Source organism: Kitasatospora sp. NPDC007106 (assembly GCF_040634455.1).
GTDB lineage: Bacteria > Actinomycetota > Actinomycetes > Streptomycetales > Streptomycetaceae > Kitasatospora > Kitasatospora arboriphila.
Map to the genome: position 1 here is coordinate 17,901 of NZ_JBEYFP010000032.1, position 9,527 is coordinate 27,427.

At 71.8% G+C, this 9,527-nt stretch carries 9 protein-coding genes and 1 pseudogene; 4 read left to right on the forward strand and 6 right to left on the reverse strand.

What is annotated here, in order from left to right:
• The first annotated feature begins 146 nt into the window (after positions 1–146).
• Together ABZ641_RS06085 and ABZ641_RS06090 are read left to right on the forward strand one after the other, a co-directional pair.
• Positions 147–911 (forward strand): ATP-binding cassette domain-containing protein, encoded by a 765-nt coding sequence (locus ABZ641_RS06085; protein ID WP_359979518.1) that lies wholly within the window; start codon positions 147–149, stop codon positions 909–911.
• Positions 912–928: 17 nt separating this feature from the next.
• Positions 929–2,065, forward strand: a complete 1,137-nt coding sequence (locus tag ABZ641_RS06090; RefSeq protein WP_359979521.1) for a hypothetical protein — start codon at positions 929–931, stop codon at positions 2,063–2,065.
• A gap of 76 nt (positions 2,066–2,141) precedes the next feature.
• Here ABZ641_RS06090 and rlmN read toward each other — a convergent pair whose 3' ends face one another.
• On the reverse strand, positions 2,142–3,242 hold the full coding sequence (gene rlmN / locus ABZ641_RS06095; RefSeq protein ID WP_359979524.1) for a 23S rRNA (adenine(2503)-C(2))-methyltransferase RlmN: 1,101 nt from the start codon (positions 3,240–3,242) through the stop codon (positions 2,142–2,144).
• A gap of 322 nt (positions 3,243–3,564) precedes the next feature.
• On the opposite strand from rlmN, the gene ABZ641_RS06100 reads away from it, so the two are divergent.
• Positions 3,565–4,701, forward strand: coding sequence for an FUSC family protein (locus ABZ641_RS06100; RefSeq protein WP_359979527.1), 1,137 nt, complete (start codon positions 3,565–3,567; stop codon positions 4,699–4,701).
• Positions 4,702–4,863: 162 nt separating this feature from the next.
• On the opposite strand, the gene ABZ641_RS06105 is transcribed toward ABZ641_RS06100, so the two are convergent.
• Positions 4,864–5,382 carry a peptide deformylase gene (locus ABZ641_RS06105; protein WP_359979529.1) on the reverse strand — a complete coding sequence of 173 codons (519 nt, stop codon included), beginning with the start codon at positions 5,380–5,382 and terminating at the stop codon, positions 4,864–4,866.
• A 57-nt stretch (positions 5,383–5,439) separates the two neighbouring features.
• Between ABZ641_RS06105 and ABZ641_RS06110 the strand changes: the two are divergent.
• Positions 5,440–5,621 (forward strand): annotated as a pseudogene (locus ABZ641_RS06110) (site-specific integrase); the annotation flags it as partial.
• A 137-nt stretch (positions 5,622–5,758) separates the two neighbouring features.
• On the opposite strand, the gene ABZ641_RS06115 reads toward ABZ641_RS06110, so the two are convergent.
• The 4 genes from ABZ641_RS06115 to tsf form a co-directional block, all read right to left on the reverse strand.
• Positions 5,759–6,793, reverse strand: coding sequence for a phosphatidate cytidylyltransferase (locus tag ABZ641_RS06115; protein WP_359979532.1), 1,035 nt, complete (start codon positions 6,791–6,793; stop codon positions 5,759–5,761).
• Positions 6,793–7,350 carry a ribosome recycling factor gene (gene frr / locus ABZ641_RS06120; RefSeq protein ID WP_344625123.1) on the reverse strand — a complete coding sequence of 186 codons (558 nt, stop codon included), beginning with the start codon at positions 7,348–7,350 and terminating at the stop codon, positions 6,793–6,795. Before frr ends, ABZ641_RS06115 begins: the two co-directional genes overlap by 1 nt.
• Positions 7,351–7,416: 66 nt before the next feature.
• Positions 7,417–8,181 (reverse strand): UMP kinase, encoded by a 765-nt coding sequence (gene pyrH / locus ABZ641_RS06125; protein ID WP_263103490.1) that lies wholly within the window; start codon positions 8,179–8,181, stop codon positions 7,417–7,419.
• A 282-nt stretch (positions 8,182–8,463) separates the two neighbouring features.
• Positions 8,464–9,303 (reverse strand): translation elongation factor Ts, encoded by an 840-nt coding sequence (tsf, locus tag ABZ641_RS06130; RefSeq protein WP_344625124.1) that lies wholly within the window; start codon positions 9,301–9,303, stop codon positions 8,464–8,466.
• Positions 9,304–9,527: the final 224 nt, after the last annotated feature.

A 9,527-nucleotide genomic window follows, 5' to 3' on the forward strand; every position in this document is an offset into this window, starting at 1 on the left:
CGTGCCGGGGTGCCGAACTCCGGATCCGACCGCCGGAATCACGGCGATTTGCCCGGAGATGGGCCAGTGTGCCGCAACCGCACCGCGACCTGTTCGTTCTAATCTGACGACTGTCATATCCCGACAAGGCACCAGGACGGTTCTCCATGTCAGCGGCCCCGCCCGACAACGACGTGTTGTGGGCCCGAGGGATCGTCAAGTCCCACCACGGCACACCCGCCCTGCGCGGAGTCTCGCTCGCCGTCCGGGAGGGCGAGGTGCTCGCCGTCACCGGCCCCCGCGGCTCCGGCAAGAGCACCCTGCTCGGCTGCCTCTCCGCCCAGCTGCCGGTCGACGAGGGCGAGGTCTGGTTCCACAGCGCCCCCGTGCACACCCTCGGCCGCGCCGGCCGCGAGAAGCTCCGCCGCGAGCGCTTCGGCTGGGTCGGCTCCGAGCCCCACCTGGTGCCGGAACTGACGGCCCGCGAGAACACCGCCCTGCCGCTGCTGCTCGCCGGCACCGGCCACCGCGCCGCGTACACCGCCGCCTCCGAATGGCTCGAACGCCTCGACGTCGCCGACTGCGCCAAGCGCCGCCCCGCCGAGCTGACCCAGGCCCAGCGCCAGCGGATCGCCGTCGCCCGGGCCCTCGCACCGCTGCCCCGGGTGGTCTTCGCCGACGACCCGGGTGCCCCCCTGCACCGCGAGGAGCGCGAGCAGGTGCTGCGCATACTGGCGAGCGCCGCCCGCTCGCACGACCTCACCCTGCTCCTGGCCACCCACGACCCGGAGCCGGCCGGCCAGGCCGACCGCACCCTCACCCTGGTCGACGGCCGGATCGCCGGCACGTCCACCACCCCGGCGGGCACCGCCGACGGCAGGACCGCGGGCTCCACCGCCAGCGGCTCCACGGCCGTCACGGCCGCGCGCTGAGAGCCGGGAGGACGACGTTGTTCCCACTCCGACTCGTCAGGGGCTACCGGGCACTCGACCTGGCCCGCTGGCTGCTCACCGCGGCCGCCGCCGCGACGGCCGCCGCCTTCCTGCTGCGCTCCCTCGGCCGGGCCCTCGGCGAACCCGCCGCCACCTCGGTGCCCCGCCTGCTCTGGTGCCTGCCCGCGCTGGCCGCGGTCGGCTGGCTCTCCGCCGCCGCCGCCCGCGCCGTACCCGCCCAGCACCCCGAACGGATCGCCGGCCTCACCGCGGCCGGCTACGGCCCCGTCCGCATCCGGCTGCTGATCGCCGTCGAGACCGCGCTCGCCGCCGCCCTCGGCAGCGTGCTCGCCCTGCTCCTCTTCCTCGTACTGCGCAACGACATCGCCGGCCCGGGGCTCGCCGCCGACGTCGGCCTCGGCAGCTCGCTGCCGGCCGCCGCACCGGTCACCCTGCTCGTCCTCGTGCCGCTGGTCGCCGGCTGCGCGGCCGCCGCGGCCGTCCCGCTGACCGACGCGCTGCCCGGCCGCACCGCCGTGGCCCGCAGCACCGGCTTCCACCCGGCGCGGATCGCCGTGCCCGTCGGATTCACCGTCGTCGGCATGGCCCTGGAACTCTACGGGCTGCGGCCCGGCGCCGAACAGGACGGCCGGCCCGTCGACCTGCCCGCCCACCTCGGCTCGGTCGGCACCGCCGCGCTCATCGGCTGGGCCCTCACCGCCCTCGGGCTCGCCCTGCTCACCGCGCCCCTGCTGGCACTCGCCGGCCGGGTGCTGGCCCTGCGCCGGCCCGGCCCGGTGCGGCTGCTCGCCGCCCGCTCGCTCACCGCGGAGGCCCGGCCGCTCGCCGGCCCGCTCGCGGTGCTCGTCCTCGGCCTCGCCGTCCTCGTCGCCGCGGTCGGCTACGGCGACGAGCCCGACCTGCCCGTCCGCGCGGCCGTCCTCCTGGTCACCGGCTGCGCGGCCGGCGCCGTGGTCGCCCGCGCCCTGGAGATCCGCGCGGCCCGGCGGGAGGTGACCGCCGCCCTCGTCCGGCTCGGCACCGAACCGGCGACGCTGCGCGCGGCCGTCGCCGTGCGGGCCGCCGCCGCGGTCGGCGTGCTGCTCGTCACCGGCGGCCTGACCGCGCTGTTCGCCGCGGCCTGTCTGGTCTGACACCGGACGCCGGAAGGGCGGTGGACACCCGTCGGGTGTCCACCGCCCTTCCGTTGTGCTTCTCCCCGCGGGCCGATCAGCCCGCGGCGGCCAGCTGGCCGCAGGCGCCGTCGATCTCCTGGCCGCGGGTGTCGCGGACGGTCGTCGGCACGCCGTGCGCCTGCAGGCGCCGGACGAACTCCCGCTCGTCCTCCGGGCGGGACGCCGTCCACTTGGACCCGGGCGTCGGGTTCAGCGGGATCAGGTTCACGTGCACCCGGCGGTTCTTGATCAGGCGGCCGAGCAGGTCCGCCCGCCACGCCTGGTCGTTGATGTCCTTGATCAGCGCGTACTCGATGGAGATCCGGCGGCCGGACTTGTCCGCGTAGTTCCACGCGGCGTCCAGCACCTCGTCGACCTTCCACCGGGTGTTCACCGGCACCAGCTCGTCGCGCAGCTCGTCGTCGGGCGCGTGCAGGGACAGCGCCAGGCGGCAGCTGAGGCCCTCGTCCGCGAAGCGGTGCATGGCGGGCACCAGGCCGACGGTGGAGACGGTGATGCCGCGCTGCGAGAGGCCGAAGCCGTCCGGCGCCGGGTCGGTGAGCCGGCGGATCGCGGCCAGCACCCGGTTGTAGTTGGCGAGCGGCTCGCCCATGCCCATGAACACCACGTTGGAGAGCCGGGCCTCACCACCCGGAACGGCACCGGTCTTCAGGTCCCGCATGCCCGAGGCGATCTGCTCCACGATCTCCGCGGTCGACAGGTTCCGGGTCAGACCCGCCTGGCCGGTCGCGCAGAACGGGCAGTTCATGCCGCAGCCGGCCTGCGAGCTGATGCACATGGTGACCCGGTCCGGGTAGCGCATCAGCACCGACTCGACCAGGGTGCCGTCGAAGAGCTTCCACAGCGTCTTGCGGGTGGCGTCGTCGTCGCAGGACACGTGCCGGACCACCGACATCAGCTCGGGCAGCAGGCTCTCGGTGAGCTTCCCGCGGCTGGCCGCCGGGATGTCCGTCCAGGTCTCCGGGGCGTCGGACAGCCGGCCGAAGTAGTGGTTGGACAGCTGCTTGGCGCGGAACGGCTGCTCGCCCAGCTCGGCGACGGCCTCCTTGCGCTCGGCGGGGCTGAGGTCGGCGAGGTGTCGCGGGGGCTTGGCGCCGCGCGGCGCGACGAAGGTCAGTTCTCCGGGCTTAGGCATGGTGCATCCAGTGTCGCAGATGCCGCGAGTCACCCCGGCTCTCACTCGGGGAGGAGGACTCGGCGGCGGGCCCTGCCTGTCATCGTTGGCCGCCCTTGCACGGCCCGGAGACGGCCCGGACGGCCCGGACAGCCCCGGCCGAACCGCAGGCGAAGGTTCGCCTCGGCCCGTGTTCGCCGACCGCACCAACCCCCGGAACCCGCGGCGCCGGCTGCGCCCTGCATCGGGGAATGCACGGCGAGTCGCTTCGCGGCGGTCTCCGGGGAGCCAGACAATGCGGGATCAGAGCGACATACCCGGCAGCAGGCGAGCAAGGGCGGCCATGAGCAGCGCAACCGAACGAGACGGCCGGCCCGTTCACCGGGGGAAGGTGATGAGCTGGCTGTCGAAGGTGTTCGAACTCAACCACGCGGGCGTGAACTGGCGGCGAGCCGTGGTGTTCCTGGACGTCGGGCTGGTGCCGCTGATCGTCTTCTGGGCGATCGGGCATGAGGTGTACCTGCTCAGCGCCCTGTTCGGCATGCTGTTCACGTCGCTGGCCGACCCGGGTGGCGGGTTCGGGTACCGCGCGTCGCACAACGCCGTCTTCGCGCTGATCGGCGCGGGGATCACTGCGCTGGCGTTCGGGATCGGGGGCGAGGCCTGGGGGTGGCTGGCGCTCGCGGCCTTCGTGGTCACGCTGGTGGCCGGCCTGGCCCTCACGTTCGGGGTGCACAGGTTCGTCAATGCCATGCTGCTCAACGTCTGGTTCATCGTCGCCGTCGGGCTCGCGTTCAACCTCCACCATGCCGCCCGCATCACCAGCTACACCTGGGCCCAGGTGGTCGCCTGGGCGGGTGGGGCAGCACTGTGGATCCTGATGACGTTCGTCGAGTGGCTGATCCGCGGCCGCCGGGACCTGCCCCAGCCGTTCGTCGAGATCCCCGGAGACACCTCGCACAAGAAGCTGACCCCGCCGGTCGTCGTGTTCGTGGTGCTCCGCGCCCTGGTCATCGGCGGCACCGTCGCCCTCGCGTTCGGACTGGACCTGCAGTACGGCTACTGGATCCCGATCGCGGCCATCATCGCGATGAAGCCGAACCTGGAACAGAGCACCCTCGTCTCCGCCCAGCGCCTTTCGGGTGCGTTCATCGGCGCCATCGCGGCCGCGCTGCTGCTCCTGCTGCCTGCCAGCGAGACCGGCCTCCGATTCTTCGCGATGACGCGCGGGCTGGAGGTCGTCGCGCTCGTCCTGTTCGTGCACGCCGTCGGGATCCGCTTTCTGAACTACGCCCTCTACTCCGCCGCCATCGCCGCAGGCGCGCTCATCCTGGCCGACCTGCCGCAGCCCTCCCACTACGCCGCCGAGGGCTACCGGGTGCTCTGGACGGTGTGCGGCGCCGGTATCAGCCTGGTCGTCATGCTGCTGGCGGGCCTGCTCGCCAAACGCGCCGCCCAACGGCAGCAACGATCGGCCTGAACGCGCCGGCCTCCGCCGCGTGGTGATGGAAGTCGGACCTGTCCGTCTCGGCCTTAGCTCTTCACCCCTTGCGGGCGCGACCGAGGACGGCAAAGCCCGAACCGGGGAGAAGACAGGAGGCGGGGCGCGCACCGCAGGCACGGCGCCCCGAACATCGTGAGGCTACGTCTGGTACTGCAGGGAGCCGGGAATCCTGGCCGGTGATCTCCGATCCCGCCCTGAGGTGCCTTCCCCGTGGGCTCCACCTACCCCGTCCGCCGAGCGGAGCGAGGCGCCTTGAGCAACAGCCACCGCTCGGCAGGACCAGCCCCATAGCTCCACACCTGACCGGTCCCCCGGCACTCGGAGACGGGGGACCGGCTCCACGCCAGGCCGCATTCGGGCCGTGTACAGGACGCCCTCAAGATGGTCGATCTCATGGGCAACCAGGCGCACAACGGCATTCTCGAAGATGGTGATCCGACGCTGACCGTCGATCTCCTGGTGTTCGACCGTGATGGCGCGCGGTCGGGGAACCATGCCGCGCACGTCAAAGAAGCTCCAGCAGCCCTCGTACTGCTCGTCGGTCTCGGCTGACTCCTCGATCACCCGGGGGTTCAGCAGGGTGATGGTCTCGGCGTCTGCGGTCCGAACGATGGCCACCGCACGGTCGATGCCAAGCTGAGGCGCAGCTACTCCCATTCCCTTGCTGAAGAGGTGGATGCCCGCGGCGCGCTCGGCTGCCGAGCAGACCCGACCCGGAATCCGTGTGGAGCGAAGTCGGTCCGGCCCCCGGCAGTCGAGGCCGACGGGGCGTGCCCTGGCTCCCGGAGCAGGTGTTCGCGGTACGGGCCGCGCTCCCGGACCGGTACCAGGCGATGGCGGATCCCGGTGCCGGGTGCGGTCTCCGTCAGGGCGAGATCATCGGCCTGGCGGAGGACGACTGCTGGAGCCGCTCCAGTGCCTGCCCGGTGGCGTTCACGGATGCCACGGTACCCACCGGGCCACACCCCTTCACGCCGCGAGCCCCGGGCGGTGGACGCCCGGGGCTCGCGGTGGTGGAACGGGTGGCGCGGGATCAGCCGCCGACGAAGGCCGCGAGCAGCAGCCAGGCCACCGGGGCCGTCGGCAGCAGCGAGTCGAGCCGGTCCATGATGCCGCCGTGGCCCGGCAGCAGGGTGCCCATGTCCTTGATGCCCATGTCGCGCTTGATCATGGACTCGGCCAGGTCGCCCAGGGTGGCGGTGACCGCCGCACAGCCGCCCAGGATCAGGCCCTGCCACCAGGCACCGCCGTCGATCGCGTACTCCATCAGCAGCGCGCCCGCGATCATCGACAGGCCGATGCCACCGGCCAGGCCCTCCCGGGTCTTGCCCGGGCTGATCGTCGGCGCGAGCTTGTTCCGCCCGAACTTGTAGCCCACGGCGTAGGCGCCGGTGTCACTGCAGATGGTGACCACGAGGAAGATCAGGATCCGCCAGGCACCGTCCTCGGCGGCCAGCATCAGCGCCACGAAGGTGGCCAGGAACGGGACGTAGAAGGCGGTGAACACACCCGCCGTGACGTCCCGCAGGTAGTCCTCCGGGGGCTTGCTCATCCGCCACACGAGCACGGCCAGGCCGGTGAGCGCCAGGACGGCGGACGCCCACTGCCCGCCCGCGGTGTAGCCGACGAGCGGCATCGCCACGGCGCCGGCGATCAGCGGGACCATCGGCACGTGCACGCCCTTGGTCTCCGCCAGGCGGGAGTTCAGCTCCCAGACGCCCACCGCGACGGCCGCGACCACGACCACCAGGAAGAGCGCCTTGACGAAGAACAGCGAGGCGACGATCACTGCGCCGAGGCCGACCCCCACGCCTATCGCGGCAGGCAGATTGCGGCCGCCGCGCTGCTTGCGGGGCTGCTGGTCGGTTGGGGCCACGGGTGTCTCCTGCGCGGGGGGCATGGTCCGATTCTGTGCCGCAGTGCCCCTTCGGTACACCACAGGCTGCTGCGAGTGACCCGTTCGGGGCCGACGGGGGTCGTCGGCACGGGGGCCACCCGCAGCAGAGAACTCGGTGGCGAGCGTTTCGGTTCCGCCCCGGATGCCCTGGGCGTCGGGGGCGTCGTTCATCAGACCTCGAGGAGCTCGGCTTCCTTGTGCTTCAGCAGCTCGTCGATCTGGGCCACGTAACGGGCCGTGACGTCGTCGAGCTCCTTCTCGCCGCGGCGGCCCTCGTCCTCGCCGACCTCGCCGTCCTTGACGAGCTTGTCGATGGCGTCCTTGGCCTTGCGGCGGATGGAACGGATCGAGACCTTGGCGTCCTCGCCCTTGCCGCGCGCGACCTTGATGTACTCCTTGCGGCGCTCCTCGGTCAGCTGCGGGAACACCACGCGGATGATGGAGCCGTCGTTGGACGGGTTGACGCCGAGGTCCGAGTCGCGGATCGCGGTCTCGATGTTGCGCAGCGCGCTCTTGTCGAACGGCGTGATGACGGCCATCCGCGGCTCCGGCACGGAGAACGACGCGAGCTGGTTGATCGGCGTCAGGGCGCCGTAGTAGTCCGCGACGATCTTGTTGAACATCGCCGGGTGGGCACGGCCGGTCCGGATGGCGGCGAAGTCGTCCTTGGCGACGGCGACGGCCTTCTCCATCTTCTCCTCGGCCTCGAGGAGGGTCTCTTCGATCACTGTCTGCTCCCTGTCCGGTTCATCTGCTGTAGTCCCGTACCGGTGCCCCGGACGGCTGATTGCTGCTCAGGGCCGGGCGGCTTCCTGGCTGATGAGTGTGCCGATCTTCTCACCCTTCACCGCCCGGGCGATATTGCCCTCGGCCAGCAGCTCGAAGACCAGGATCGGCAGGTCGTTGTCCTTGCACAGGGTGATGGCCGTCAGGTCCGCCACCTTGAGGTCGCGGGCGATCACCTCGGTGTAGTCCAGCGAGTCGAACCGGACCGCCGCCGCGTTGGTGCGCGGGTCGGAGTCGTAGACGCCGTCGACGCCGTTCTTGCCCATCAGCAGCACCTCGGCGTGGATCTCCAGCGCGCGCTGCACCGCCGTCGTGTCGGTGGAGAAGTACGGCATGCCCATACCGGCGCCGAAGATCACCACACGGCCCTTCTCCAGGTGCCGCACCGCGCGCAGCGGCAGGTAGGGCTCGGCGACCTGGCCCATCGTGATGGCGGTCTGCACGCGGGTCTCGATGCCTTCCTTGATCAGGAAGTCCTGCAGCGCCAGGCAGTTCATCACGGTGCCGAGCATGCCCATGTAGTCCGAGCGGGCCCGGTCCATGCCGCGGACCTGCAGCTCCGCACCCCGGAAGAAGTTACCGCCGCCGATCACCACGGCGACCTCGGTGCCGGCGCGGACGACGGTGGCGATCTCGCGGGCGATGGCGTGCACCACGTCCGGGTCCACGCCGAGGCCGCCGCCGCCGGCGAAGGCCTCACCCGACAGCTTGAGCAGCACCCGGCGGCGCGAACCGTCCTGCGTGTCCCGGCCGGTCTCCAGCGTCTCCTGCATGGACTTCTCCTTCTCCACCTGCGGACTCGCAGGGCTGCATGTGCTGCTCACAACACCGGGAGTGCGGTGCCCGGCTCTGTGCGTACGCGCTGGGCGCGTACACGCGAGGAGGCCACTGCCGCGGGAACCGGTACGGTGTCCTGCACGGCAATGGCCTCCTCGTCGTTCATGGTGCCGACGCGCCCCCCGAGGGGTGCTGGAGAGCACGATCGGCGCGTTCCCGGCCGCTGCTGCGGCCCGGCGCGCTTCCTACCTTAGGCCGGAAGCGCCGGGGAACGGGTTTCAGGCGCCGACGCGGAAGCGGACGAAGCGCTTGAGGGCGACGCCGTTCTCCTCGAGGACCTTGGCGACGGTCTTCTTGTTGTCCTTGGCGAACGCCTGCTCCAGGACGGAGTTCTCCTTGACGAAGCCGGTGACGCGACCCTCGACGATCTTCGGCAGGGCGGCCTCGGGCTTGCCCTCCTCGCGAGCGGTGGCCTCGGCGACGCGGCGCTCGTTCTCGAGGTCCTCGGCCGGGATGTCCTCGCGGGAGAGGTACTTCGGCGCGAAGGCGGCGATGTGCTGCGCGACGTCCTTGGCGACCTCGGCGTTCTCCTTGTCGAGCTCGACGAGGACACCGATGGTCGGCGGGAGGTCCGGGTCCGACTTGTGCATGTAGACGCCGACGAAGCCGTCGCCGTCGAACTGCGCGAAGCGACGGAAGACGATCTTCTCGCCGAGGGTGGCGTTGGCCTCGTCCACGAACTGCTGGACGGTCTGGCCGGCGGCGATCTCGGAGGCCAGGGCGGCCTCGAGGTCGGCCGGGGAGGTGGCGGCGACGTGCGCGGCGATCGCGTTGGCGACCTCGACGAACTTGCCACCCTTGGCGACGAAGTCGGTCTCGCAGTTCAGCTCGACCAGGACGCCGGCCTTGTTGCCCTCGGCGATCAGCGAGGCGACGGCGCCGTTGGAGGCGTCACGGCCCTCGCGCTTGGCAACGCCCTTCTGGCCCTTGATGCGGAGGAGCTCGACGGCCTTCTGGACGTCACCCTCGGCCTCGTCCAGGGCCTTCTTGCAGTCCATCATGCCGGCGCCGGTGAGCTCACGGAGCTTCTTGACGTCCGCGGCGGTGAAGTTCGCCATGGTGTGATCTCTTCTCACGTCTCGCGTGTCTGCGTGGGGTGGTGCGGGGCCGGTGGCTCGGCCCCCGCACGGGAGAGAGGGGCACCTACCGGTGTCGTACCCGGTGGGTGCCCCTCACCCTTGGTACGTCAGGCCTGCTCGGCCTCGGCGGCCGGAGCCTCGGCGGCCGGAGCCTCGGCGGCCGGAGCCTCGGCGGCCGGAGCCTCGGCGGCCGGAGCCTCGGC